Raw genomic sequence first — 24200 nt, 5'->3', positions numbered from 1 at the left:
TTCCGCATCCGCACCCTATACCAACAACGGAAGCACGTTCGTTGATATAAGAACCTATTCAGCTCATTAAAGGCGGGCCCCTGGCGGCTACGACCTCGCGCCAGCCGGGTCAGTCGGCCCGTCGGAAGTTATAGGCCAGCCCCGGCAGCGTGCGTCCGTAGCCCCCATCAAGGCATGCATTGGCATAGGGCGTCAGCTCGAACACCACTTGCACATTGCGGTAGCTGGGCCGGGGCTTGATGCGCGCTCCGGCCGTGAGGGGGGTAGCCGTTTACCAAGGGCAACTCGTTGAGCGCCTCGTTCGGCCGAAGCACAGCTTCGGGGTACAGCGTACGCTAGGGCAAGCAGCTTCTTCGAGAAGCAGAGTGGAGGTAGGATATTTTTGTAGCTTCAAAAAATATCCTACCTCATTCATGGCTCGTAAATCAATCCCGTCTACCACACTGGTGCAGACCGTGCGCCACTATTTTGGCTTGCAGCAAAGCGAGCTGGCTGCCTACCTGGGTGTGACGGCGGCCTTCATCGGCCACCTCGAAGCTGGCCGGAAAGTGCTGCCCAGTCAGGTGCTGCTGCGCCTGGCCCCGCTGGCTGCCTGGCTGCCCGCCCCCGATGCCCCGGCCAGCCCAGCGGCCCCCGTCCCTGAAGCCCTGCCCGACCCGGAACCCCTGAAGGCGCGGTGCGACTTTTGCCAGTACCGGGCCGCCAACCTGCGCCGCCGCCTGCGCCCGCTGGAAGTGCACGCCGCCCAGGCCCGGCGCTGGCAGCAGGTGCTGCCCGCTCTGCTGGCCGCGGCCGATGCGCGCACCCGCCCCTGGCTGCTGCGCCGGCAGGAGCAGGCCGCCCGGGAGCTGGGCCCCGAGGCCGTGGCCGAGCGCCTGGTGCTGCGCCTGCAGGCCGAGGCCTTTGAAACCGAAGCCGCAGCCCTGGCCACCCTGCTGACCGGTGACGAAGCAGGGCGGCTGTAAGGCGCTAAGATATATTTTGTATCAACAAGTTGAATTACGTATAAATATGGATATGTTTGGAAAACACAACTAATTTCCTTCAACCCTTTTACCCACTTTTTATGGCCCTTGACCTAACCAAGCTCACTACCCGCGCCGAGTGCGACGAAGCCCTCGAAAGCCTCGAGGCAGAGCTGGATACCTACCAGCACCGCGACGACAGCCTCGACTACGCCGACCGGCAGGCGGGCCGCACCAGCACCTCGGTCACAGCCCAGCTGGCGGGCGTGAATGCCGAAATTGCCGGTCTGGAGGCCATGCTGGCCGTGCCTGGGCTCACGGCTGCCCAGCAGCGCACCACCAGCGGCAAGCTGCGCCGCGCCAACGACCGGAAGGACAACCTCACCGAGCGCGGCCAGGCCCGCACCGGCGCCGTCGCCTTCCTGGCCGATGTAGACACCGAGCAGGTAAATGCCCAAGTAACGGTGCTGACCAATGCGCAAACCCTGGTAACGGCCCACAAGCCCACCCTGCCCGCTTAGAGCAGGAATGTATTAGCATTAATCCATTAAAAAGGCCGCTCCGTTACCGGAGCGGCCTTTTTAATGGATTTACGACCCTGCACTACTTCCCAAACCGGTAGCGCAGGCCGAGCGCGGCGCTGCCGGTGAGGCCTCCCTGGTAGTTGAAATAAATAGGCGAGGTGAGGGAGCGGTTGAGCAGCAGGTCCAGGGAGAGGTCGAAGCGCGGGGTCAGGCGGTAGCGGGTGCCCAGGCCAGCCGTGAGCAGCAGGGCGTTGTCAGTGCCGCGGTTGTCGTAGGGATTCTCGTTGCGGCTGCCGCCCACGCTGTCGATGTAGGTGCCGTGGTCGGCGCCGCGGCGGTATTCCAGGGTGAAGCCACCCAAGGCGTCGAACTGCAGGCGGTGTTCGGGCTTGCGGGTGAGGGTGTAGCGGGCCAGCACCGAGGCCGAGGCTGTGCGAATGTTGCTCTTGCCCGTGTAGCGGTAGTAGGTGCCCTGAGGCCGGTTGAGGTTATAGAAGTAGCCCTCTCCCTCGTAGGCATAGGATGAGCCGCTGTACGCCAGGCCTACCTGCACCGCTAGGCGCGGGCGCAGCTGATAGCCCGCCGTGAGCTGCAGGGGCACCGCGAAGCCGGAAACGCCCGGGCGGCTTTCGAGCGGCTGGTAGTAGCTGCGGTAAGCGGCCAGCCCCACAAAGAAGCGGGGCGCGGGGGCCGGGGCGGTTTGGGCCTGGCCGGGTAGCGACACTTGCAGCAGCAGGCCGCTCAGAGCAATAACGGAAGGGTAGCGCATACGCTGGATAAGGAGGAAAAGAGGGTTGGAATGCTGGTAGGAGCCGCCTGGGCGGTGCGGGGTTGCACTCGGCCGGCCAAAACCTGCGCCCGACTGGTCCAGGCCGGCTGTCGCTTCATCGGCCTCATCCGACGCTTCGGTCACGGCAATTTTCGGCCGGCCCGGCCGGCTGCCACCTTTGAATCATCAACCCGGCCACTAATTCTAACCACCTTTCAACCCCCAGCCCCAACCGATGAAAACTGCCCTGCTCACCCTCGCCCTCGCCGCCGCTTCGCTTGCCGCCGTGGCCCAGTCGCAACCCGCCGCGCCCGCTGCGGCCGCCGCCAGCGCCGCGCCCGCCGATTCCTACACCACCCTGATGGCCTCCACCATTGCCGACCTGATGAACACCGGCGACCCGGCCGCCCTCAAGGCCGTTGCCGCCAAGCTGGAACGGGCCGCCACCGTGGCCCCCGCCGACTGGTTGCCCCGCTACTACCAGGCCTATGCCTTGCTCATCAACGTGTTTCAGAGCAAGGAAGACGGCGACGCCAAAGACCAAACCCTCGACCAGGCCGAAGCGGCCCTGGCCCAGGCCCGCAAGCTGCACGGCGACGAATCGGAGCTGCTTACGTTGCAAGCCTACATCTACCAGGCCCGCCTGGCCATCTCGCCCATGGCACGCTCCATGAAGTACTCGGGCCTGGTAAATGAAACCGTGGCGCAGGCCAAAAAGCTGAACCCGGACAACCCCCGCGCCTACCTGGTGGGAGCCAACAACGTGAACTTCACGCCCAAAATGTTCGGCGGCGGCCCCGAAGTCGCCAAGCCCCTCTACCAGGAAGCCCAGAGCAAATTTGCGGCCTTCAAACCCGCCACCGCTCTAATGCCCAACTGGGGCCAGCGCCAGCTCGAAGGCCGGCTGAAGCAGTACGAGGTAGCCACTGCGGCCACCAAGTAAGGCCAAAAGCGGAGTTGGTTAACCTTCGAACGTCATGCTGAGCGTGTTGTTCGAAGGTTTTTCAAAACGCTATTCAACCATTCTGACTTCTGCTGTTAGCCCCTTACTTTGATGCAAACTTCTCTGTCTGCTGCCGTGGCTGCTCCCGATTCTTCCGCTTCTGCCATCCCCAATGCGTTTCGGGCGGCGCCCACCTCGTTGCGGGCATTGGGACGGACCGTGCGGATTATCCTGGTTATGGCCTTAGGCATCAGCGTGCTGATGAACCCGAGTGCGCTGCACAGCTGGAAAGCCTTTGCCATCACCTACGCTTATACCGTGTTTTACAGCGTCAGCCTATGGTTCACGAATGGCTACGTAGTAGAATGGCTCAACCGCCTCTACCCGTGGTCGGCGCAGCCGTTGCGCCGGCTGCTGCTCACCCTGGCGGTGTCGCTGGGCGGCTCCGCGGCGGTGATTGTGGGAATGAATGCCTTGCTACTGCTCATTCAGCACGAGCCAATGGCCCGGCTATGGTCGGGGGCCATGTACTGGCAGGTGCTCATGCCGCTTATTATCACGGTCATCGTTTCGCTGTTCAACCACAGCCGGGCGTTTTTCTTTCAGTGGCGCGATGCCGCCGTGCGGGCCGAGCGCCTCGAAAAAGAAACCGCCGTAGCCCGCCTCGATTCCTTACGCCGGCAGGTGGACCCGCATTTTTTGTTCAACTCGCTGAATGCGCTGACCAGCCTGGTGGAAGAAAACGACCCCGCCCGCGCCGTGCGCTTCATCCGCCAGCTTTCGCAGGTGTACCGCTACGTGCTCGATAGCGAAAGCCAGGAAATGGTGCCGCTAACCCAGGAAGTGCGTTTCGCCGAAAGCTACCTGTACCTGCAGAAAACCCGCCTCGGCAACGCCCTGGCTGTAGAAATGGACCTGCCACCCGCCGTGCTGGCCCCGTACTACGTGCCGCCGCTGGCCCTGCAGCTGCTGCTCGAAAACGTCATCAAGCACAACGCCGCCTTCCAGGCCAACCCACTGCGGGTATCCGTCGCGCTCGACCCCGCCGCCCACACCCTGACCGTGCGCAACACCCTGCGCCCGCGCCGCCTCGCGCCGGGCGAGTCGTCCGGCCTGGGCCTGAAAAACCTGGCCGCCCGCTACGCCTTCCTGACCAATAAGCCGTTGGCGATAGGGGAGGAAGCCGGTGAGTTTGTGGTAACGCTGCCACTGCTGGTGCTGTAGGTTTTAAACTTAAAAGAACCTTATCCAGCGCGCAACGCAGCATCTTTGCCGCAGTAGTAATCCCGTTTGATGGCGTTAGTATTGCGGTAAAGATGCTGCGCCCTACATGACGTTCTGCTTCTCCTACAGCTTATGCCCCTCCGTGCCCTCATCGTTGAAGACGAACCCCTCGCCGCCCGCCGCCTCGCCGACATGCTGGCCCGCCAGCCCGACCCTTTGCAGGTTCTCGGCACAGCCGAGGCCGTGAGCCAGGCCGTGGCCATGCTCGAAACCGGTCCCGCCCCCGATGTGCTATTCCTCGACATTCACCTGGCCGATGGCCTGAGCTTCGAGATTTTCGAGCGAGCCACGGTGCGCTGTCCGGTCATCTTCACCACCGCCTACGACCAGTATGCGCTCCAGGCCTTTAAGGTAAATAGCGTCGACTACCTGCTTAAGCCCATCGATGAGGAGGAGCTGCGCGACGCCCTGCGCAAGCTGCGCGAACGCCTGCCCGCGACGCCGGCCGCCGCTCCGGCGTTCGACCCGGCGCTGCTGGCCCAACTCATGCAGCAGATGCAGCAAGCGGCACCGCCGGCCACCAGCTACAAAACCCAGTTTGTGGTGCGGGTGGGCGAACACCTGAAAGTGGTGCCCCTCGACCAGATTGCGTACTTCTTCAGCCTCGAAAAAGCCACCTTCCTCCAAACCACCGAAGGCCGCAAGTTCGTGGTCGACTACACCATGGACCAGCTCGAAACCCTGCTGGACCCTCGCCGCTTCTTCCGCCTCAACCGCGCCTATCTGGCCCAGCAGTCGGCCATCCAGGACATCATCCACTACACCAATTCCCGTCTCCAAACCGTGCTCAAGCCCACCGCCCCTGATGCGCAGGTGCTAGTGAGCCGCGAAAAGGTGAATGTGTTCAAGAGCTGGCTGGATAGGTAGTGGAAGGGTTGCGTTTCGAAACGCAACCATTTTAAAAATCCTTTTTGAGTCGCCGCAGCTCCAGCGCAAAACCGGGCATTAGCGGCCCAGCCACCAAATCCTGTTCAAATCCCACTGTTGGCCGCACGGGCTGGCCGGGCTCAAAAATATAAACCGACTCAGTGCCAGGGTCGATAAGCCAGCCGAGCTTCGCCCCAGCTTCGAGCCAGTGCTCCATCTTGCGCATGGTGTCGGTGAGGCGGTCGGTAGGCGAGAGCAGCTCTACTACAAAATCGGGGCAGATGCGGGCGAAGCCGCGCCGGTCATCCGAGCTCAAAGCATTCCAGTTTTCCCAGGCTATCCAGCTGGCATCGGGCGAGAGCATGGCTCCGGTATCGAGCGTAAAGCCAGATGAAGAATCAAAGGTCTTGCCCAACTTATGCTGGCGATTCCAAATCACAAGGTCAGCTGCAATTTCACTATTAGCAGCGCCGGTTTCAGAGTTGGTAGGGGGCATAATAGTGATTTGATGTTGGGCATCGCGCTCGATGCGCTGGTCGCGGTTGTCCATGCAGAACTGGTAGAACTCCTCGTCGGTGAGGCGTTCGAGCAAGGGGCTTTTTAGCTTGATGGCAGTCATGACAAGGGAATTAAACAAACAAGATACGCCGAAAGCTACCCTTCCAGCCACGTTTTTACGGTGCTGGCTTTCTCGCGGCTCACCAACACTTCCTCTGGGGCGGCGGGGTGCAATTCGACCAGCAGCTTGCCGTTGAAATGCGGGTGCAGGCGGCGCACGGCCGGCAATTGGGCAATGATTTGGCGGTTGAGGCGGAAGAACTGGGCGGGGTCGAGCAGGCTTTCGAGCTGCTCCAGCGTGTAGTCGAGCACGAAGCGGCGGCCGTCGGTTGCGACCAACGTCACAGTTTCGTTGCGGCTGATAAACCACGCCGCTTCGGCCACCGGCAGGGGCAGCAGCACGTCGCCCTGCCGCACCAGAAACCGGGTTTTGTAGGGCCGGCCGGGCCGGGGCAGGGCATCGAGCAACCGCTCGATGGGAGAGGTGGGCGCTGCTGAATCAGGAATACCTCTTGATTCCCATTGCCGCAGCTTGGCCAAGGCGGCTTGCAACTCGGCCAGCTTCACGGGTTTCAGCAGGTAGGCCACGCTGTTGGCCTGGAAAGCCCGGATGGCGTAGGCATCGAAGGCGGTGGTGAAGATGACCGGGCTGGGTACCACGGCCTGCTCCCAGATTTCGAGGCTCAGGCCGTCGGCCAGCTGAATGTCGCTGAGAATGAGGTTAGGGGCGGGGTTGGCCGCCAGCCAGGCCAGCGCCCCGGCCACGGTGTCGAGCACGGCCAACACCTGGGCGTCGGGGGCGGCCTGGACGAGCAGGCGCTGCAGGCGTTCGGCGGCGGGGTACTCGTCTTCGAGGAGCAGAATGGTCATGGTGAGGGAGGCAGCAACGGAAGTTTTACCGCGAATTTGTCCGGTGTTTCCTGGATTTCGACGGGCACGGCCACGCCCAGCAGCTCGTAGCGGCGGCGCACGTTGGCCAGGCCAGTGCCGGTGCCCGGGGCAAGGCCGGCGGTACGGGGCCGCAGGGTATTTTCGACCAGTAGGAAATCGGGGGCGTCGGCCGGGGCCGCGATGCGCAGGTGCAGCGGGTGCTGGCGCGAGGCCTCGTTGTGCTTCAGCGCGTTTTCCACCAGCAGCTGCACGCTGAGCGGGGCCACACGGCGGGCCAGGGCGGCGGGCGGCACGTCAATGTCGACCACCAGATTGTCGCGAAACCGGGTTTTGTGCAGCGCCAGGTAAGTCTCGATAAAGGCCATTTCCTCGGCCAGCGGCACGGTGGACTGGCCCTGGGCCAGCAGCACGTAGCGGTACACATCGGCCAGCTGTTCCACAAATTGCTGGGCCGGCGCGTTTTCTGGCTCGATGAGGGCGGCCAGCGTGTTGAGGTTGTTGAATAGGAAGTGCGGGTCGAGCTGGCTTTGCAGGGCGTCGAGCTGGGCCTGGGTTTGGGTGCGGGCCAGCTGCTCGGCGCGGTGCAGGTTGCCTTTCCACTGCTCGAAAAAATACATGGCCTCGTAGAGCGTGAGCACGGCCGCCGTGGGCACCATGCTGAACTTGGTTTGCTCGAGCAAGGAACTCCACGACAGCTCAAAGTAGCGGGGCATCAGCCAGTGCATGGGCAGAAAAAGTGCCACCGACGCCAGCGTGGTGAGGAGTAGGGCCAGGCTCGCCAGCAGCCAGAGGCGCCGCGGCGTCTGCTCGGGGCGGGGCAGGCGGCGCAGTAGCCCGGCCCACAGCTGGCGGTTGCTCAGCCAGTACCCCGTGGTGAAATACACCGAAATGACCCAGTGCCCAAACAGCAACCGCCCACTGTACCCCCCAGTGGGTAGCGTCAGGACCGTAATCAGCAAACCCAGCAGCGGAATGCCTCCCAACAAAAAGCGGCGGTCGTTCATCACCCGACCAAGGTACTGGACTTTAGCCACTGATTATCTCCAAATCAGCAACTCGCTTCCGCCGCTGCCAGTACACCATCCCCATGAAGCCCCACGCCGCCACCGAGCCCAGCACCGAGGGCACAAACTGGCTGTACGGCTGATAAGCGGCCAGCACTGTGCCCGTAAAAGCCGACAACAGCGCGGCATACGTGCTCATCATCTTCCAGATGTGCTCGTAGAGCCAGGCCCCGCGCCGCCACCGTGCCCGCCACCCAAACCGGCTCAAATCGTACACCGTCATCGTCAGCAGCACTCCCAGCGTGCTGTACATCACCACCGGCGACCACACCAGCCGAATGCGTGGCAGGAGCAGCAGAAACGTTAGTCCGCCCACCAGAAACACGGCCGAAAACACCCCGTCGCGCAGGGTAGGGCCCGTGGCCCGGGTGCGCAACGCCCGGTAGCCGGAATAGGCCTGGTACACGCTCAGCAGCACAATCACGGTAAGAAACGGTCGGAAGTTGAACACCGCCAGCCCTAGCACAGCCGTGATGAGTGCCCCCGTGGCCAGCCCCAGAAACCAGCGGCCGAAGCGGACGTGGGCCGCCCCGCCCTTAGCCGTGAGCATGGGCCCGAGCCCCACCAGCAGCGCCAGCGAGCCAAAGGCAACGTGCACAAGAATGTTGAGCTGATGCAGCGAGGGCATGATGAACAGGCGCGAGTATGGAGTAAATCAGGATTGGGGCTGCGGAAGGATGCGGACCGTGGCTGTAGGGATAGGGGCCTACCCGGAGGACTTGCTCCTCCATTGTTCAATTGCTGCCCGCCCACAGCGGGCGCCCGGCCATAGCCAGCGCAAACAAGCCCCCCACGGCCGCGGCGTAGAGCGCCGCCCCCATCCAGGTGAGGGGCGCGGCTAGGCGCGGCGTCCAACTGCTCAGGGCCCAGCCCAGCAGCGGCAGCACTTGCAGGGCGTGCATGCCCAGGAAGTGGGCAATGCGTAGGTCGCCGGCGCGGGTGCTCCAGCCCAGGCCGGGCAGGCCGGGGCCGCCGTCGGGGGCGCCCACGGTGTGCTGCATGTTGTGAATCATCATCCCGCCCAGCACGCTGCCCACCAGAAACAGCAGCAGCCCCAGGCGCACGCCCCACACGTAGCCCACCGGCCCGTGCAGCGGATGCTGCCACACCAGAAACAGTGCCCACACCGTCATTAAGGTATTTACCAGGATGAAAATGCCCATCAGGCCGAACAGGATGCCGTTTAGCGCCGAGGTACCGTTATAGTGTGAGGTGGTGCCTCGGGCCGCCTGCACAAAAATCACGAATTGCTCCACCACCATGCTCACTGCCACGCCCCAGCTGATGTAGTGCACGGCGCGCTGCGCCGCCAGCGGCAAATCGGCCAGTAGCCAGCCCAGCGTCCAGGCGAAGGCGAGGATGGACAGCGAGAACTTCAGCGGCTTCATCCAAACCGGCGCGCCCGTCACCAGGCGGTGGTCGACCAGTAGCAGCGTCAGGGCCAGTATGGCCAGGGCCACATTCACCCAGCCGGTCCACGACAGCAGCGGGTTCACGCGGTGTAGCACCCGCAGCGCCGTCGTTAAAGACGAAAAAACGGACCCGGTCGGGGCTCCCGACGAAAAAAGCGGCGTTTCAAGCAGGGCAGTTTTCATGGCATAATGGAGTTTAAGGAGGGAAGTGGAGTTGTGTGATACCGTGCGCCGGCTGACTGTCATCTTCAGTATTTTGCGCACGGTAAGCAGAGACGGAGGGCCTTGCCACCGCTGAATAGCAGGCATTAAATCAATCGGGGCAGGAATGGCGCGGCCTTGGACGGCCCCATCCCGAGCCTCCTGCCGGCTACACTTACCGCTGTTTGTTCTTCTTTTTCGGGCGGCTAGCCAGTTCTTTAATCCATTGAAGGGCCGCGTCGGAAGGTTCGTGCGCGGCATCGAAAGCCGTGTTATGCCCCAAAGCCGGAAACAACCGGTACTCGTAAGGCTTGCCCTGGGCTTTGAGCACATCAAGGTGTTCCATCGACAAGCTCACCGGAGCCTGCACGTCCTTCCCACCAAAAAGCCAAAGCCCGGGGATGGAGAGCGTAGCGAGGACGGCACGCGCATCGGTATCTGCAAACTGGTACCGGTCGGTGTCGTTGCGCAGGTGTTCGCGGGCCTCCGCTTCGGTGTGCGTCTCCCAAAAATCGCGCTTGCCCTGCGTAAAAAACTGAAAGCGCAACTGCTCGCGGGCCGTAACAACGGGTCCGCTAAATACCACCATGAACCGCACCGTGCTGTTCTTTCCGGCGGCCATTGGGATTACCCAGCCTGCCTGGCTAGCACCCAGCAGGCCAATCGGCCCGTGCTGGGCAGGCAAATGCGCCAACAGCGCATTAACGGCAGCGCTGGCATCGCCCGCCAGCAGGTCGAGATTGGCCGCGTCAACGTTGTTGGTGCCGACTTCCGGGCCCGCATACACTCCACCCGATTCGCCCACGCCGCGCTTGTCATACGTCAGCACCGCAATGCCGCTTCCTGCCAGAAGGGTTGCCCAGCCCGTCATCCGTTTTTCCTGGCCAGACCCGTGTACGAGGACGACCGCCGCCACCGGATGCCTGGGCGTAAACACGGTGCCGGCCAGTGTCACTCCCGCACAATCGAACCGGATATTTTCCGTGGTGAAATCCGGTAGCTGTGCCTGGGCCGGTACTACCAAGAGCAGGAGCATCAGCAATAACAGATAGCCGCGGCCATATTGCCGCACAATGTCTCCCATACCGGGGAGCCTTTTACGTTGCCCGGAGTTCCGGCTGCGGGTGGTGTGGGGTCCGTTAGTGCTCATCGGCATTGGTCTGGGGGTAGGTTTCTTATGATGTCATCCTGAACACAGCGAACCGAAAGCCCTGCACCCAGACCTGTATAGTCGCACGGACGCAGTAGCGCGGACTACAGCGTCCGTGCAACAATGCCCTGAATGCGAGACTGCGCTAAATGGCCGCCACGGCCGGCCGTGGATAACGCCGCCGCGCCGCCGAGTACAGCAGAAGCCCCAGCGGGCCGAGCATGAACGTGGCCACCAGGCAGGGCAACAGCAGCAGGTGGGGCACCCCGCGCCGCTGGGCATCGCGGCTTTCCCAGATGCCCACCGCCATATCAAAACACAGATAATGCACCCAGCCCGCCGTCAGCGCCCACGGCTCACGAAACAGGGCCGCCACCTGCGCCAGCGAGTTAAATCCCGCGCCCGGCGCGGGATGGGCCACGGTCTGGTAGCCGATGACCACCACATAAGTGGCAGCCAGCAGCAGGGGCAGGGCGCCACTGAGCACCACGGCGCGGGTGCCGCGCCAGCGTGGGGCCAGCAGCAGCAAGAGCCAGCCCAGCACGGCCACGTTGTTGGCAATTTTAAACAGCAGGTCGGGCGTAAGCATGGCGGGCGGGGTTGGGATAACTGCGTCAAACTTACGTTTTGAAACTGCCGGCCGCTAGGGCATCCGGGGCGAAGCGACTGATTCGGCAGGCGAAGCAGCGGGAGCGGCGGGGCGAAACAATCCATTGCAGAAAGGTCACGTCCTGCCTTTTCGAGCCATTGGGCATCTCACTCAGTCTGCATTTCTCCCCGCTTCAGAGGTAACGTAGCCAATTCCTGCGGATTTAGGGCTACCGCGCCTCCTTGCTAATCGGCTTCCGGTACCGACGCGGAAGTAGTGGCGGCCAGCACCGCCGGACCAGCCTGATAACTACCAGCGGTCCGCGCGGTTATTATCCGGCTGCGGCTGCCACCCGCTGCACTGTTCCTACGTATCTGGCACCTATGTCTTTGTTTCGCTATTTGTTGGGTGGGCTATTGTTGGCTGCACCGGCGGCCCTGGCCCGCCCGCCCGCTGCCGCATCCCGCGACTCGCTCAAGGGCCGGCCGGCTATTCCGCGACTGCCGCACAACCGCTTTGTGGCGCAGTACGACTCGCGCTATTCCATCATCAACCACCACCTCACCACCATCAACGGCCTCAAGCTGGGCATGGAGTTTAAAAGCCGTTTCCGGACCGGGGCGGCTATTTATTTCCTCAGCACTGGCGTGCCCACCCGCCAGGCCAAGCCCGACAACGCCGCCGAAGATGCCGACGCCGAGCTGCGCTTTCGCTACCTGGCGGCCTACGCGGGCTACGTGCTGCTCGAAAACCGCCGTTGGGAACTCAGCGCTAATATGCAGCTGGGGCTCGGCTCCGTTTACGTCCTCTACGAAGCCGACGACGGTGACCTCGACAAAACGCCCCGGGAGTTTCTGGGCGTCGTCGAGCCCGCGATGGCCGCGCAGTACCGCATCTTCCGCTGGGGAGGGGTGGGCACGGGTGCTGGCTGGCGGCAGCCGGTATTCATACCCAAAGGCATCCAGAAAGAGCTGAATGGTCCGGTGTTCTACCTGCGGGCCAACCTGTTTCTCGGCGAGCTCATCAAAGTGTTCAAGGAGAAAGAGCCGTTGTTCACCCAAACTAATATGCGGGGCAGCTAGCAGCCGTCCGGAAAAGCCCCAACCCCGCACCTATTTCCCCGTCGAGTACGTGAAGCCGGCCGATAGATTCGTGTTGACCGGACTGCGCCCGGCCACGTTGATGCTTTCGAGCGAATAGGTGTAGGTGATGGTGAGCGCCAGGCGGCGCGAGAGGCGCATGGTGGCGGCCGCGTTGCCATTCACGCGGTAATCGGTGGTGGGGGCCTGCACGGCGGGCTGGTAGTACACCAGGGCGTCGAGCACCACCGGGCCAGTGGTGAAGTGCGTTTTGAGGCGCGCTGAGTGGCGCAATACCTGCCGATGCAGCTCGGTTAGGTACTGGGTTTCTTCGTACAGCAGGAAGTAGCTCAAGCTGATTTCGTTCTTGAGCGTGTCGCCATAGAGTTGGTAGCCTGCACCCAAGCCACCCACCACGCGGTAGTTGATGGCACGCAGGTTGCTGCGCTCGGCATTGGCCAGGCCGTAGCCTTTCCAGCGTCCGCGCTGGTACGAAGGCGTGGCTAGCAGGGCGGCCTCGCGCTCGTTGAGCAAGCCGTTTTGTCGGCCGTAGCTGAAATTAAAGCCCAGCGGCAACCGCCACCGACCACCCTGGAAGGCAAAGTTGGCCGTGTGGCTGGTGCTCAGAAACACCCGGTTCACGGTGCCGGTAGTGTAGAGGCCAGTGAGCGAGGCCGTGTAGCGCACGCCGCGCCCGCTGGCGTTGTAGGTCTCGAACTCGGTGGAAGGCAGCCCGGCGGCGCCCCCGGCCGCCGGAGCCACGGTGGGCACAGCAGTCGTATCGGTGCGGGCGGTGGTGCTCTGGGTGGTGTCGGCCGGAGCCAGCGTTTGGGCCCGGGCGCTGTGCCACATGCTGCCAAACAGTAACAGGCTAACGACCAGACGAATGATTGGAGGGCTTGGAAGGAAAATCAGGCAGTTCTTCAATACACAGCAGCAACGTGAGCGGGCACCGGGCCCAAAACAATGCGGCCGGTTGTTCGGAGCAGAACAACCGGCCGTAGCCAACAAAGTACGCCCTCAAGGCAACGCTAGTCAATTAAGCTGGACTGCAGTGCGCGCTATGGTCCGCTATTACTTATGCTCTAAATGGCCCGTCGCAGCCAGGATTTTACAGTACCCAAAGCCCTGCGAACGCAAACGGGGGCTCCAAATCGAAGCCCCCGTTTGGGTGAGTTGCCGGGTGGGCAGGTGCCTGCCAAGCGTTAGTTGTAATTGGGCAGGAAGGAATACTTTTTGCCGTAATCCAGCATCTGCTGCGGGAAGTTGGTGGGGTACTCAATGGTCACGTCCGTCACCTGGTCACCGTTCAGCGTAGGCACCAGGCGCGGCTGAATGAAGCCCTGGTAAGGCGCAATGTGCAGCTTCTCGTAGCGGGCCAGCACCTCCTTGTGCAGGGCTTGGTCGACTTGCACGCCGTAGGTTTCGATGAGGTTTTTGCCAGCTTTGAAGTCGCCCTCGCTTGTGAGGCGTTGCAACTCCCGCAGCAGCTCGCCGAAGAGCGTGCGCAGCTTTGCGTAGTCGTTGATGTGCACGAAGGTTTTGCCGTCGCGCTTGGCCAGCTCCACCACGTTGTCTTTTTTGCCGTGCTCCAGCACCCACTTGGCCACCATTTGGCGGTTGCGCATGTGGGCTTCCTCCACGGTTTCGCCCGGTTGCAGGCGCGTGAGCTGCGTGATGAGGCCGCCGCGCAGGTAGGAGTCGTATTCGGCCTTGGCCACGTCGGGCGATGGGGCCACGCCCAGCTCCTGTAGCTTGGCATCGGGCAGGTAGTAGAGGGCCACGAGGTCGGCGCGGGCTTCTTCCAGGGCCGAGGCGTAGTTTTTCAGGGTTTCCTTGGTGGTGCCCACGCCGGGGTTTATCTGCCCCGATGCGTGGCCGATAACCTCGTGCATGTCGGTGTGCAGCTTGCCAGCCAGCGCGCCGTATTGGCGGGCGCGGGCAATTTCTTCGGGCGAGTACGCAAACTCATCCAGCATGCCGGAGCTGGCGCTGGCGCGGTCGTAGGCCTCCACAATGTTGCCAAGGTTCACCGATTTAGAGCCGTACTGCTTGCGAATCCAGGTAGCGTTGGGCAGGTTGATGCCGATGGGCGTGCTCGGGGCAGCGTCGCCGGACTCCACCACCGTCGTAATGACTTTGGCGGTGATGCCCACTACGTTTTTCTTTTTGTGCTGGTCCATTATCGGCGAGTGGTCCTCGAACCACTGCGCCTGGTCGCCAATAGCCTTGATGCGCTTGGTGGCTTCCTCGTCGCGGAAGCTCACCACCGATTCGTACGTGGCGCGGTATCCCAGCGGGTCGCCGTATACCTCAATGAAGCCATTCACGACGTCAATGGCCGACTTCGTGTCCTTGACCCAGGCAATGTTGTAGTCGTCCCAGGTTTTCAGGCTGCCGGACTGGTAAAAGCTGATGAGCTTGGTCAGCGCATCTTTTTGCTCGGGCGTTTCGGCCACGTTGGCGGCCTTCTGCAGCCAGCCCACCATGCGCTTAATAGCGGGCGCGTACATGCCGTTGGTGCTCCAGGTGCGCTCTTCCAGTTGTCCGTCTTTATTCTTGGCCAGCTGCGAGTTCAGGCCGTAGGAAATCGGGGCTTGGTCGTTTTTGTCGATTTTCTTGGCATAGAAGGCTTCCACTTCGGCCTGCGTCACGCCCTCGCCATAAAAGTTGGTGGCCGACGTTTTAATCAAATCCTGGCCCGCCACTTGGTTCACTCGCTTCGGGGCCACGTTGGGGTCGAAGATAATGGGCGTGATGAAGCTGATGAATTGGTCTACGGTTTCGCCCGGCTGCAAGGGCAGCGTCTTGGCATCCACGGATTTCACCAGCTTGGCAAAATAGTCCGGGGTGCATTCGGGTACAAACTTGCGGGTGGAGTAGTGGTGGTGAATGCCGTTGGAAAACCACACGCGCTTGGCATACACGCTCAGCTTCTGGGCGTCGTCGGAGGAGCTCAGCTGCTGCTGGTTCGCTTCCCAAATGGCCTCCAGCGTGCGGCGCACGCGCAGGTTGTGCTTGTAGTTCTGGTCATACACGATGTCGCGCCCGCTCAGCGCCGCCTCGTAGAGGTAATACAGCATTTCCTTCTGCTTCGCGCTCAATGCCGTGAACCCTGGCACCTGGTAGCGCAACAGCCGCAAGTCCGCAAACTGCTCGTTGATAACCTTAAACGATGCTGTATCGGCCGCTGCGGCAGTCGTGCCGCTCTTATTCGCCTCCGAAGACGAAGTGGAAGAATTGCACTGGGTGAGCGTGAGCAAACCCAGCGCCGCAACGGGAAGTAACCTGCGTTTCATAAGCAAAAAAGTGAGCTGTAGTGGAGCACAAAGCTAGCCTTTTTGCCGTAGCGCGAATTCGCCGCCACCGCACGAGCCCCGGCGTGTTTCCTCGTTGCAGCCGTTACCATGTCGGCGCTTAAGTTGCCCACGGCGAGGTGCTGGCTATTGCGCCGCTACAGCGTGCGCAGCGTAGCGGCTCGGTTCAGCTTGCCGGTGGCCGTGGTCTGGAACTCGGGCACATACACCACCTGCTTCGGTTGCTCGTAGCGGCCCAGGCGCTCAGCCAATAGCTTTCTTAGCTGCTCTTCCTGCGCCGCTGTCAGCGCCGGGCCTTCTATGAAAGCCGTTATGGCCTGGCCCAGGCGCTCATCGGGCTGGCCCGCCACAAAGCAGCGCCGCGACTCCCCGATTTCGGCCAGGGCCACGTCCAGCACCAACTCTACTTTCTCGGCCGGCACCTTCACGCCGCCGGAGTTTATCACGAAGTCGGCGCGGCCCAGCCATTCAAAGGTGTGGGAATCGAGCAGATTCACCACATCATTAGTGGTGATGAGCTGGTCGTCGGTCACATCGCCGCGCAGGGTCAGGCAGCCGCGCTCGTCCTGCCCCGCCGCAATGCCCGACAGCACTCGGAACGAGGTACTCGCCTGCGGGCCATTCAGCCGGCGCAACGCTACGTGCGAGCAGGTTTCGGTCATGCCATATGTCAGCCACACGGCAGCGCTGAGCGGCTGCAGCTCCTGTTGCAGCGTGGCATCGGCCGGCGCGCCGCCTACTAAAATGGCCTTCATTCGGTTGAGCCGCTTCGCGTGGCCGGCTGCTAGTATCGTCTTCAATTGCAGCGGCACAAAGGCGGAGAAATCAAATTCTGCATTGGCCGCCACGTGGGCAAATGGGTCGGCGTGCGGCTCCACAATGGTCAGGTGCATGTTGCGCTCCAGGCCGCGCACCAGCATCATCATGCCACCGATGTATTCGCAGTTGAGGCAGACCAGCGCCCGGTCGCCGGGCCCAAGGTCAAAAAAGTCAGCGGTGCGTCGGGCCGACGCCTCCAGCTGCCGCCGCCGCAGCACGATGGGCGCGGGTGGCCCCGTGCTGCCCGAAGTCGTCAGGTTAAATTCCTGCGTGCCATTCAGCCACTGCCGGATAAAGTCCAGCACCTTGGCTTCGTAGCCGTTCAACGGCTCTGCTAGGCGGGCCGGATATTCTTGAATGGCGGCGTAGCTGAACTCGCGACCATTGAGCAGCAGGGAAGTGGGAAGGGGAGGAGTCATAGGGTAAAACTACGGCGCATTGGCATGGTCCGGCCCATCCAGCGCCCGCCACCGGCCTGGCGAAGGCCTTGTAGCCACTTGCCTTTCAGCTGAAAAAAGCGTATTATTACTACACACCATCCAAGCTCAGCCATGAATTCCCACCCGCTTCCATTTGTTGCCGGAGTGCCGGCTGTACCCCAACCCACCGCCAACGTGCCATGCCGCAGCTTCACTACTGCCGAAATCAAAGCCCGCGCCAAGGCTATCAAAAAACAGCGCAAGCAGGAAGACCGGCGGTTCTTCTTTAGCTGGTGTTCGTGCCTGCACGCCATTGGGTTCAGCTACTAACGCAGCCAGTTCAAGCTGCAAGTTGGCTTAACAAGAAACCGCCCGACCCGCAAAATGCGAGTCGGGCGGTCTTGTAATACATCACTTTGAGTTACTTATTGCACCAGCAGCTTCACGTACTCGACGTGGGTGCGGAGTTGGAGCGTAACGATATAAACCGAGGGCGACAGGTTGGCCGGCAGTAAGTAGCCCAACGGCTGTTCCGATACGATTTCGGCGTGCGTGCTGGCTCCCACGGGCAGGCCCCGGGAATCACGCAGCACGATGTCGGCCGGGCCGTCGTAGCCCGTCACCGTCAGCCAGGCTTTGGTACCAGCCTGCACCGGATTGGTAATGGTGACCACCGGCTGCTCGGGCGTGGAGGCATTCAGGCGGCTGGCTATTGCCGCCGACGAAGACCAGGCGACGGACTGGGTCGAAACGCGCAGGGTGTAGGCCGAACTGCTGGTCGCGCCGTTGTAGCCGTACACTTTCACGTAATAGGTGGCCGCTGGCGCACCGTTGTAGACAATGGTTTCGGCCGTGGTGCTGGCTGAGGTCGAGGAGTACAGCAGCGTGCCGCCGGCGTCATAGAGTTCCAAGTCATAGTCGGCCGGCAGGGTAGTGAGGGTCACCTTGATGTTGTTGTTGGTCGTGCTGCTGCTGAAGCGGTACCAGTCCACATCAGCCGCCGGGCACACGTAGGCCGTGTTGTTCACGTTCACGCCAATGGCTTTGCCAGTCGCCAGAGTTTCGTTGGCCTCGTAGCTGTCGGTGGGGCAACTGGCGCTCCCGCCACCCGCCGACGACCAGGTGGCCGCGAAGCCGGGCCGCGTGGTGGCGCAGTCGCTACGCAGCTCCAAGAACATTTTGCCCGACGAGGCCGTGAGTGTGCCTGGGCTTGCTGTGCCCGAATATTTGCCGATGAGCGGCGCCTGATTGTTGGCCCCGTCATACACCAGTAGGTGGTCGTAGCCGCTTTCCACGTCGAAGCTGCTGAAAGTCAGGCTAACGCTTGTGGCACCCGTTGGGGCAATGAGCTGGCACTGGCGCACGTCGTCGGGGTAGTTGGCGCTGGCCCCGCCGGCGTCGTACACGGTGCCCGTGGCAGCCGTCAGCGTCGTAACCGTGGGGGCGTTGTTGATGAGGGTGTAGAATTTCTCCCAGTTCCAGTTCACGCCGGGGTCGGTATGGGTTTGGTTGGGGAAGTGCTGGTGGCCTTTGATTTTCACGCATGCGCCCGTGCTGAAGGTCCCCGTGGTAGCCGCCCCGTAAAATGTGCGCAGCCCGCTGATGCCGTAGCCGCTCGCGCAGATGTCGCGGGCCAGCGCCGCCGAGCTATTATACATCGCCGTAGTGTACCAGGAGGCATCGTCTACGTAGCCTTCGTGCTCCGTGCCAATGGTATAGGGGTTTTCCGAGCCGATGTGCCAGGCCTTGTTGGCCTCGCTCACCATCTGCGTCACCTGCCCATCGCTGGAACGCACCACGTAGTGCGCCGATACCTGCGCCGAGCAGTTCTTAAACCACGAAATGCAGCTGGCGTACGTGCCCTGCACCGTATGAATAGCGTAGTGGGTAACGGCCACGCCGCCACGCGAGCTGTAGTTGCACGTTGTTAGGTCCGTGATGGCGGGGCCGTAGTCGCTCGAAGCCACCCGGGCGTAGGTCGAGCTGTTTGGGTCAAATGTCTGGCCTTCGCCTCGCACCTGCCGCTCCGATACCTGAGCTGTGCCGGAGCTCAGCACCTGGTAGTTGGCGCCAAAAATTCTCTGCAGGTCCAGGTGATAGTCCGGAAAGCCGTAGCGCTGCTGGTTTTCGGCCTTGTTGAGGAACGTCAGCACACTGTAGAGATGCGAATCGAGCGTGAAGGTGCTCACCGCATCTTTTGCCAGGGGCAACTCGCTCAGGGCCAGCAGCACTGGCAGGTGGCGGGCCGGGTCGGCAGCGGTGAGCTTTTGCTCCGTGGCCAGTCGAGCATAAGCCGCCGCGTAGGCCAGGATGTGCGCCCGCGGGCTCGTCTGGATAAGGTCAGCATTTACGTCGGCGAGCCGGGCCACCAGCCCCAGGTTTTCGCGGAAATAGCCTTTGCCGTCGGCAATCAGGCCCATCACGCCAGCGGCCAGGGGCATGCCTGTGCAACTGGCTTGCTCAGTAGGGCCAAGGTGCCGGATGTGGGTTTGGGTGTACGCCACCGCTTCCAGCACCCCGCGCGGAATGGCAGGGTAGCGGCGGTAAGCTTCCGCAAAATCAGTGGCGTACGGCGTGTCAGCGCTCACGGCTTGGCCAGCCGCCTGGCGGGAGCCCGTCTGGGCATGTAGGGTGGGGGACAGGCCCAGCAGGCCCGCCCACAGGAGTAGACTTTTCTTCATAGTAGACTGCCGAAAGGGTTCGTGGTTCAGGAGGATTTCGGCAGTCCTAAAGTATCGATTGTTCTTTGTATTTGCTATCGAATATGTAGGTAAAATCAGGTTAAATTTTCGATAATTTCAACAAAACAGCTATTAAATAGGGGGAAAAAGCAAAGCGCCTGGCTAAATAGCCAAGCGCTTTGTGAAATGTCAAGAAGCAATGTTGCGTTACGGGAATTTGGGAAATTTCGAGAAATCGGGTTGACGCTTTTCCATGTAGGCGTTGCGGCCTTCCTTGGCTTCGTCGCTCAGGTAGTAGAGTAGTGTGGCGTTGCCGGCCAGCTCCTGAATACCTGCCTGCCCGTCGAGTTCCGCATTGAAGCTCGACTTGAGCATGCGCAACGAGAGCGGGCTTTTCTGGAGAATCTTGTGGCACCAGGCCACAGTGGTTTCTTCGAGCTTATCGAGCGGTACTACTTTGTTTACCAGGCCCATGTCGAGGGCTTCCTGGGCGTCATACTGGTCGCATAGAAACCAGATTTCGCGGGCCTTCTTCTGGCCCACCACGCGGGCAAGGTAGGAGGCGCCAAAGCCGCCATCAAACGAGCCCACATTCGGGCCAGTCTGACCGAAACGGGCGTTGTCGGCCGCCACGGTCAGGTCGCACACCACGTGCAGCACGTGGCCGCCGCCAATGGCCCAGCCCGCCACCATGGCCACCACCGGCTTCGGGATAGAGCGGATGATTTTCTGCAGTTCCAGCACGTTGAGGCGGGGTACGGTGTCCTCGCCCACGTAGCCGCCGTGGCCGCGCACGCTTTGGTCGCCGCCCGAGCAGAAGGCCCGGCCGCCCTCACCGGTTAGGATGATAACGCCAATATCGGTGCGGTCCTGGCAGATGCGCATGGCATCAATCATTTCCTGCACCGTGAGCGGCGTGAAGGCGTTGTGCACCTGCGGCCGGTTGATGCTGATTTTGGCGATGCCGCCAAACTGCGAGAAGATGATTTCTTTGAACTCCTTAATCGGAGTCCAGACAATGGGTTCGGTCATAGACTTTTGTCATTCTGAGCACAGCGAAGAATCTTATCACGTCCGCGCTGCAAGAGTTACTAAAACCAACGAAAGCAGCCGTGATAAGATGCTTCCTTCGTCAGCATGACAGTTACGAAAAGGCGTGTTTCACCGCCGCCCGGTATTCTTCGAAGAACGCCGCGTTGGTCTTCGAGTCGGTGAAGACTTCCAGAATCGCCGCGCCGGTTTCGGCCGCAAAGAAAACCGGTAGCGCGGCTTCAAGTTCAGCATACGAGGAAACCGGGAAGTAGCGCAGGTTGAAATCCCGGGCCGTGTTCTCGGCCGTAAGCAACTGGCGCGTCTCGAAAAACTCGTCCAGCTCCGGCTGTTGGCGCGGCCCATCGATGATGCGGAAGATGCCGCCGCCGTGGTTGTTGAACAGCACCACGCGCAGGTTCGGCGTGGGGTAGTTGTGCCAAAAGGCGTTGCGGTCGTAGAAAAACGCCACGTCGCCGGTCATTAATACCACCGGCCTGCCGGGCTGGGCCAGCGCCGCACCCACGGCGGTGGAGTTGCAGCCGTCGATGCCACTGGTGCCGCGGTTGGCGAAAACTTCAATCTGCCGGCCTTGCGGGATGCCGAGGATGTTGGCGTAGCGCACGGCCATGCTGTTGGCTAGGTGCAGGGCGGTTTGGGGTTGCAGTGCTGCCAAAGCCACGCGGAAAACAGAGAATTCATTAAACACCGCTTCCGAATTGAAAAACGAATTCAAAAAAGTCGTGGCTCCGGCTTCGGCCTGCTGCCAGGGCTGCAAGGTTTCGCGGGCAGGCAGTTGGGCCGGCGCCCAGCGTGAAAAGAACTGTTCGGGTTCACAGCGAATAATTTTGGTAAGGCTGCGGAAGGTGTCTGCTACTGGTCCGGTTGCCTGAATATGCCAATGTTGCGAGGGCGCTGCGTCTCGCAAAAACAACTTTAAGCTCTTGGAAATCAATGATTGGCCAAATGTGATAAGCAGGTCCGGCTGTAAATCCTGTTTGACCGCTGCTGGCATGCCCGCTAGAAATACATCCTGATGCGTCATCAACTGGCCGGCCGATGCTAATAAGCTGGATGCATCGGGATAATAAGCTCCGGAACCCCCTTCCCGAATTGGAATCGGGCTGGCAATGTTGGCGATGCTGTCACTTACTACTGGCACGCCAAATACCTCTGCGAATCGGAGAACTGCTGCTGTAACCCGTGCATTTGCCGGTTGCTGGCCGACTACTAGTAGCATTCGCTTCGCCTGCTTCAACTCTTGATAGACGTCTGCATCAATGCTTGAAGAGGGCATCGGTGCTTCCCGGGTAATCTTCACATCCTTCTCATACCCAATGCCCTCGCCAGCCTTGGGGTAAAACGGCTCCCGCAGCGGCACATTCACCTGCACCGGCCCGGCGGGCGCGGCCTGGGCCAGGTTGATGGCCTCGTTCACAATGCGCGCCGAATGCCATTTAGCATCGGCGTGCGTGGTATCCACCGGGAACTCGAACTCGCCCTTGGCATGCGCGCCGTATAAGTTGCGCTGTCGAATGGTCTGTCCATCAAGCTGGTCAATCCATTCCGGCGGCCGGTCGGCGGTGAAAATCACCAGCGGAATGTGCTGGAAAAATGCCTCTGCTACAGCCGGCGCGTAATTCAATCCGGCCGTACCCGACGTGCAGACCAGCGCCACCGCCCGCCGCTGGGCCTGGGCGATACCCAGACCTATGAATGCCGCCGCCCGCTCGTCGGGTACCACCCGCACCGTTAGTTCCGGGTGACGGGCAAAAGCCAGCGTAAGCGGTGCCGAGCGCGAACCAGGCGAAAGTACGACATCGGTAATTCCGTGGCGGGCGCAGATTTCGGCGATATTATAAACAGCCTGCATTTTTAATCAATGAACAATTAACAGTGAGCAATGAGCAATTTTTGAGAGCAGCTAGAACACATTATTCATTGCTCATTGTCAATTGTTCAATGCAGCACCGCACTTATGGTTTGCATTTTCATCTCCGTTTCCTGCCATTCCCGGGTCGGGTCGGAGTCGATAGTGAGGCCGGTGCCGGCGTAGAGGACGGCCTCGGTGGCGCGCATCTGCAGGCAGCGCAGGTTCACGAAGAGGCGCGAGATGCCGGGCGCGGCCACATTCACGGGGCCTAGGAAGCCGCTGTAGTAGGCGCGGTCGTAGCCCTCGTGCTGCTGTAAAAAATGCATTGCCGCTGTTTTGGGCATACCGCCTACAGCCGAAGTCGGGTGTAGCAGGCGCAGCATATCGGTGCCCAGTGAGGCCGGCGTAGGCACATTTTTGAGGTCCACTTCAAAATCGGTGCGCAGGTGCAGGAGCTGCCCGGCGGCTACGGTGCGCGGGCCGGTTTCGTGGTACTCACGCAGCCGCAGCTGCTTGAAGCAGCTCACAATGTAGCGGGCCACCAGCGCTTGCTCCTCAATTTCCTTCTGCCGCCAGATGGCATCCTGCGGCAGCAGACCGGGCTTGAGCGGCTGGGTACCCGCCAACGCCATGGTGTGAAACTGCCCATCGGCCGTCACTTCCGCCAGCAGTTCCGGCGAGGCGCCCAGCCAAGTGCCCACGCCCGGCGCGCTCACCAATGACACAAACGCCCGTGGGTACTTCTCGCTCAGCTCCATGAAAGCCGCCAGCGGGTCGAAGCCCGGCGACAGCGCCCGGCGAGTTGCCCGCGACGACACCACTTTCACCACCGATTTCCCGGCAATGGCTGCCACGCCTGTGCGGACCAGCGCGGTGTACTCGGCCTCGGTGGCGGTGTGGGGCACGGGGTTCTGGCTATGGTGCCAGACCAACTCAGCCAGGGGCGGCATGGCTAGCCAGGCCGTGAGGCCAGGCAGCAGCTCGCGGGCAGCGGCTGTCACGGTCACTGTTTCGGGCTGGGCCAGGTCGTAGCGCACGTCAGCGGGCAGGAACAGGGCCGGGTTGTGGTCCGAATCGCGGAAGGGAAAGAACGCAAATCCTGCCGGGGCCTGGTCGTTGAGAGCCGGCGGCAAACCAGTATAGCTGGCTTCGAGGGAGCGGGCCGCCAGCATGCGGGGGTGCTCCTGGCCGGGCTCACGCCAGATGGCCAGCGGCCGGCCGGTGCGCAGCGCCCCCGCCGCCAGATGGCGCAGCCGGGCCGGGGCATCGAGCTCGGCCGCCACGGCCGGCCAGGGCAATTGTCGAAGTTGACCGGCCTGCATCTAAACAGCTTTTGGGCTAGCGGCCGGCAAGTCAATCACGGCCATCGTGATGCGGCTGAGGCAGACCAGCGCGCCCGTTTCCTCGTGCGTGATGCGGATTTCCCACACCTGCGTGCTGCGCCCGATGTGCACCGGCGTGGCCCGGCCGCGCACCCAGCCATCGCGCACCCCTTTGATGTGGTTGGCGTTGATTTCCAGCCCCACGCATGCTTGCTTGGTCCGGTCCACGCGCAACATGGCAGCGATGCTGCCCAGCGTTTCGGCCAGCGCCACCGAGGCCCCGCCGTGCAGCAGGCCCATGGGCTGGTGCGTGCGGCCGTCTACCGGCATGCGGCCTTCCAGATAATCATCCGTCACTTCGGTGAGCTCCATGCCGAGGGCATCGGCCAGAGTAGGGCGGGAGGCGGTCCAGCGCCGTATTTCTTCCAGGGTCATAGGTTCGTT

General features: G+C 61.9%; 23 protein-coding genes. 7 read left to right on the top strand and 16 right to left on the bottom strand.

Annotated features, from left to right (window positions below):
- Positions 1-413: 413 nt before the first annotated feature.
- Both J4E00_RS03710 and J4E00_RS03705 read left to right on the top strand, forming a co-directional pair.
- Entirely contained in the window at positions 414-965 is a 552-nt protein-coding gene (locus tag J4E00_RS03710) for a helix-turn-helix domain-containing protein (RefSeq protein ID WP_208173657.1), read from the top strand.
- A gap of 101 nt (positions 966-1066) precedes the next feature.
- Complete coding sequence (locus J4E00_RS03705) at positions 1067-1486, top strand: hypothetical protein (RefSeq protein ID WP_208173656.1); 420 nt, start codon at positions 1067-1069, stop codon at positions 1484-1486.
- Between the two features lie 82 nt (positions 1487-1568).
- Here J4E00_RS03705 and J4E00_RS03700 read toward each other — a convergent pair whose 3' ends face one another.
- The gene (locus J4E00_RS03700; RefSeq protein WP_208173655.1) at positions 1569-2258 is read right to left on the bottom strand and encodes an outer membrane beta-barrel protein; all 690 of its coding nucleotides are present in this window, start codon (positions 2256-2258) and stop codon (positions 1569-1571) included.
- Between the two features lie 235 nt (positions 2259-2493).
- Here J4E00_RS03700 and J4E00_RS03695 point away from each other — a divergent pair, with 235 nt between their 5' ends.
- From J4E00_RS03695 to J4E00_RS03685, 3 genes are all read left to right on the top strand, one after another.
- The gene (locus J4E00_RS03695) at positions 2494-3201 is read left to right on the top strand and encodes a hypothetical protein (protein WP_208173654.1); all 708 of its coding nucleotides are present in this window, start codon (positions 2494-2496) and stop codon (positions 3199-3201) included.
- Between the two features lie 111 nt (positions 3202-3312).
- Positions 3313-4425 (top strand): sensor histidine kinase, encoded by a 1113-nt coding sequence (locus J4E00_RS03690; protein ID WP_208173653.1) that lies wholly within the window; start codon positions 3313-3315, stop codon positions 4423-4425.
- A 132-nt stretch (positions 4426-4557) separates the two neighbouring features.
- The gene (locus J4E00_RS03685; protein WP_208173652.1) at positions 4558-5352 is read left to right on the top strand and encodes a LytR/AlgR family response regulator transcription factor; all 795 of its coding nucleotides are present in this window, start codon (positions 4558-4560) and stop codon (positions 5350-5352) included.
- A 31-nt stretch (positions 5353-5383) separates the two neighbouring features.
- Here J4E00_RS03685 and J4E00_RS03680 read toward each other — a convergent pair whose 3' ends face one another.
- The 7 genes from J4E00_RS03680 to J4E00_RS03650 form a co-directional block, all read right to left on the bottom strand.
- Positions 5384-5971: a Uma2 family endonuclease gene (locus tag J4E00_RS03680; RefSeq protein WP_208173651.1), complete on the bottom strand. Its 588-nt coding sequence runs from the start codon at positions 5969-5971 to the stop codon at positions 5384-5386.
- A 35-nt stretch (positions 5972-6006) separates the two neighbouring features.
- Positions 6007-6780: a LytR/AlgR family response regulator transcription factor gene (locus J4E00_RS03675; RefSeq protein ID WP_208173650.1), complete on the bottom strand. Its 774-nt coding sequence runs from the start codon at positions 6778-6780 to the stop codon at positions 6007-6009.
- Entirely contained in the window at positions 6777-7835 is a 1059-nt protein-coding gene (locus J4E00_RS29940; RefSeq protein WP_208173649.1) for a sensor histidine kinase, read from the bottom strand. The genes J4E00_RS03675 and J4E00_RS29940 overlap by 4 nt, the downstream gene beginning before the upstream one ends.
- The gene (locus J4E00_RS03665) at positions 7828-8493 is read right to left on the bottom strand and encodes a hypothetical protein (RefSeq protein WP_208173648.1); all 666 of its coding nucleotides are present in this window, start codon (positions 8491-8493) and stop codon (positions 7828-7830) included. The genes J4E00_RS29940 and J4E00_RS03665 overlap by 8 nt, the downstream gene beginning before the upstream one ends.
- 106 nt (positions 8494-8599) lie before the next feature.
- On the bottom strand, positions 8600-9460 hold the full coding sequence (locus J4E00_RS03660; RefSeq protein ID WP_208173647.1) for a hypothetical protein: 861 nt from the start codon (positions 9458-9460) through the stop codon (positions 8600-8602).
- A gap of 193 nt (positions 9461-9653) precedes the next feature.
- On the bottom strand, positions 9654-10514 hold the full coding sequence (locus tag J4E00_RS03655) for an alpha/beta hydrolase family protein (RefSeq protein ID WP_208173646.1): 861 nt from the start codon (positions 10512-10514) through the stop codon (positions 9654-9656).
- Between the two features lie 259 nt (positions 10515-10773).
- A complete protein-coding gene (locus tag J4E00_RS03650; protein WP_208173645.1) occupies positions 10774-11217 on the bottom strand; it encodes an ABA4-like family protein in 444 nt (147 codons plus the stop codon).
- Positions 11218-11600: 383 nt separating this feature from the next.
- Between J4E00_RS03650 and J4E00_RS03645 the strand changes: the two genes are divergently transcribed.
- The gene (locus J4E00_RS03645; RefSeq protein ID WP_208173644.1) at positions 11601-12299 is read left to right on the top strand and encodes a hypothetical protein; all 699 of its coding nucleotides are present in this window, start codon (positions 11601-11603) and stop codon (positions 12297-12299) included.
- Between the two features lie 30 nt (positions 12300-12329).
- Here the strand turns inward: J4E00_RS03645 and J4E00_RS03640 are convergent, their stop codons facing one another.
- The 3 genes from J4E00_RS03640 to J4E00_RS03630 all read right to left on the bottom strand — a co-directional run bounded on the left by J4E00_RS03640 (position 12330) and on the right by J4E00_RS03630 (position 16851).
- A complete protein-coding gene (locus J4E00_RS03640) occupies positions 12330-13148 on the bottom strand; it encodes a DUF481 domain-containing protein (protein WP_208173643.1) in 819 nt (272 codons plus the stop codon).
- Between the two features lie 353 nt (positions 13149-13501).
- Positions 13502-15595, bottom strand: a complete 2094-nt coding sequence (locus J4E00_RS03635; RefSeq protein WP_208173642.1) for a dipeptidyl-peptidase 3 family protein — start codon at positions 15593-15595, stop codon at positions 13502-13504.
- 155 nt (positions 15596-15750) lie between these two features.
- Positions 15751-16851, bottom strand: a complete 1101-nt coding sequence (locus J4E00_RS03630; RefSeq protein WP_208173641.1) for an AMP-binding protein — start codon at positions 16849-16851, stop codon at positions 15751-15753.
- Between the two features lie 132 nt (positions 16852-16983).
- On the opposite strand from J4E00_RS03630, the gene J4E00_RS03625 reads away from it, so the two are divergent.
- A complete protein-coding gene (locus J4E00_RS03625) occupies positions 16984-17181 on the top strand; it encodes a hypothetical protein (protein WP_208173640.1) in 198 nt (65 codons plus the stop codon).
- A 95-nt stretch (positions 17182-17276) separates the two neighbouring features.
- Here J4E00_RS03625 and J4E00_RS03620 read toward each other — a convergent pair whose 3' ends face one another.
- The 5 genes from J4E00_RS03620 to J4E00_RS03600 all read right to left on the bottom strand — a co-directional run bounded on the left by J4E00_RS03620 (position 17277) and on the right by J4E00_RS03600 (position 24191).
- The gene (locus tag J4E00_RS03620; protein ID WP_208173639.1) at positions 17277-19532 is read right to left on the bottom strand and encodes an N-acetylmuramoyl-L-alanine amidase; all 2256 of its coding nucleotides are present in this window, start codon (positions 19530-19532) and stop codon (positions 17277-17279) included.
- A 207-nt stretch (positions 19533-19739) separates the two neighbouring features.
- Positions 19740-20564, bottom strand: coding sequence for a 1,4-dihydroxy-2-naphthoyl-CoA synthase (gene menB, locus J4E00_RS03615; protein WP_208173638.1), 825 nt, complete (start codon positions 20562-20564; stop codon positions 19740-19742).
- A gap of 112 nt (positions 20565-20676) precedes the next feature.
- The gene (menD, locus tag J4E00_RS03610) at positions 20677-22434 is read right to left on the bottom strand and encodes a 2-succinyl-5-enolpyruvyl-6-hydroxy-3-cyclohexene-1-carboxylic-acid synthase (RefSeq protein ID WP_208173637.1); all 1758 of its coding nucleotides are present in this window, start codon (positions 22432-22434) and stop codon (positions 20677-20679) included.
- Positions 22435-22520: 86 nt separating this feature from the next.
- Positions 22521-23756, bottom strand: a complete 1236-nt coding sequence (locus J4E00_RS03605) for a chorismate-binding protein (protein WP_236049398.1) — start codon at positions 23754-23756, stop codon at positions 22521-22523.
- Positions 23757-24191, bottom strand: coding sequence for a hotdog fold thioesterase (locus tag J4E00_RS03600; RefSeq protein ID WP_208173636.1), 435 nt, complete (start codon positions 24189-24191; stop codon positions 23757-23759).
- Positions 24192-24200: the final 9 nt, after the last annotated feature.

Source organism: Hymenobacter negativus (genome assembly GCF_017571495.1).
Lineage (GTDB): Bacteria > Bacteroidota > Bacteroidia > Cytophagales > Hymenobacteraceae > Hymenobacter > Hymenobacter negativus.
The sequence above is the reverse complement of the archived record's forward strand: the minus strand, read 5'-3'. Positions and strand labels throughout refer to the sequence as shown.

Bases quoted from the DNA above. Each gene is read 5' to 3' on its own strand.
- J4E00_RS03630 (WP_208173641.1), bottom strand. From the start codon at position 16,851: ATGACTCCTCCCCTTCCCACTTCCCTGCTGCTCAATGGTCGCGAGTTC.
- J4E00_RS03645 (WP_208173644.1), top strand. From the start codon at position 11,601: ATGTCTTTGTTTCGCTATTTGTTGGGTGGGCTATTGTTGGCTGCACCG.
- J4E00_RS03700 (WP_208173655.1), bottom strand. From the start codon at position 2,258: ATGCGCTACCCTTCCGTTATTGCTCTGAGCGGCCTGCTGCTGCAAGTG.
- J4E00_RS03665 (WP_208173648.1), bottom strand. From the start codon at position 8,493: ATGCCCTCGCTGCATCAGCTCAACATTCTTGTGCACGTTGCCTTTGGC.
- J4E00_RS03650 (WP_208173645.1), bottom strand. From the start codon at position 11,217: ATGCTTACGCCCGACCTGCTGTTTAAAATTGCCAACAACGTGGCCGTG.
- J4E00_RS03710 (WP_208173657.1), top strand. From the start codon at position 414: ATGGCTCGTAAATCAATCCCGTCTACCACACTGGTGCAGACCGTGCGC.
- menB (WP_208173638.1), bottom strand. From the start codon at position 20,564: ATGACCGAACCCATTGTCTGGACTCCGATTAAGGAGTTCAAAGAAATC.
- J4E00_RS03620 (WP_208173639.1), bottom strand. From the start codon at position 19,532: ATGAAGAAAAGTCTACTCCTGTGGGCGGGCCTGCTGGGCCTGTCCCCC.
- J4E00_RS03685 (WP_208173652.1), top strand. From the start codon at position 4,558: ATGCCCCTCCGTGCCCTCATCGTTGAAGACGAACCCCTCGCCGCCCGC.
- J4E00_RS03660 (WP_208173647.1), bottom strand. From the start codon at position 9,460: ATGAAAACTGCCCTGCTTGAAACGCCGCTTTTTTCGTCGGGAGCCCCG.
- J4E00_RS03605 (WP_236049398.1), bottom strand. From the start codon at position 23,756: ATGCAGGCCGGTCAACTTCGACAATTGCCCTGGCCGGCCGTGGCGGCC.
- J4E00_RS03655 (WP_208173646.1), bottom strand. From the start codon at position 10,514: ATGCTCCTGCTCTTGGTAGTACCGGCCCAGGCACAGCTACCGGATTTC.
- J4E00_RS03695 (WP_208173654.1), top strand. From the start codon at position 2,494: ATGAAAACTGCCCTGCTCACCCTCGCCCTCGCCGCCGCTTCGCTTGCC.
- J4E00_RS03600 (WP_208173636.1), bottom strand. From the start codon at position 24,191: ATGACCCTGGAAGAAATACGGCGCTGGACCGCCTCCCGCCCTACTCTG.
- menD (WP_208173637.1), bottom strand. From the start codon at position 22,434: ATGCAGGCTGTTTATAATATCGCCGAAATCTGCGCCCGCCACGGAATT.
- J4E00_RS03705 (WP_208173656.1), top strand. From the start codon at position 1,067: ATGGCCCTTGACCTAACCAAGCTCACTACCCGCGCCGAGTGCGACGAA.
- J4E00_RS03690 (WP_208173653.1), top strand. From the start codon at position 3,313: ATGCAAACTTCTCTGTCTGCTGCCGTGGCTGCTCCCGATTCTTCCGCT.
- J4E00_RS03675 (WP_208173650.1), bottom strand. From the start codon at position 6,780: ATGACCATTCTGCTCCTCGAAGACGAGTACCCCGCCGCCGAACGCCTG.
- J4E00_RS03680 (WP_208173651.1), bottom strand. From the start codon at position 5,971: ATGACTGCCATCAAGCTAAAAAGCCCCTTGCTCGAACGCCTCACCGAC.
- J4E00_RS03625 (WP_208173640.1), top strand. From the start codon at position 16,984: ATGAATTCCCACCCGCTTCCATTTGTTGCCGGAGTGCCGGCTGTACCC.
- J4E00_RS03635 (WP_208173642.1), bottom strand. From the start codon at position 15,595: ATGAAACGCAGGTTACTTCCCGTTGCGGCGCTGGGTTTGCTCACGCTC.
- J4E00_RS03640 (WP_208173643.1), bottom strand. From the start codon at position 13,148: ATGTGGCACAGCGCCCGGGCCCAAACGCTGGCTCCGGCCGACACCACC.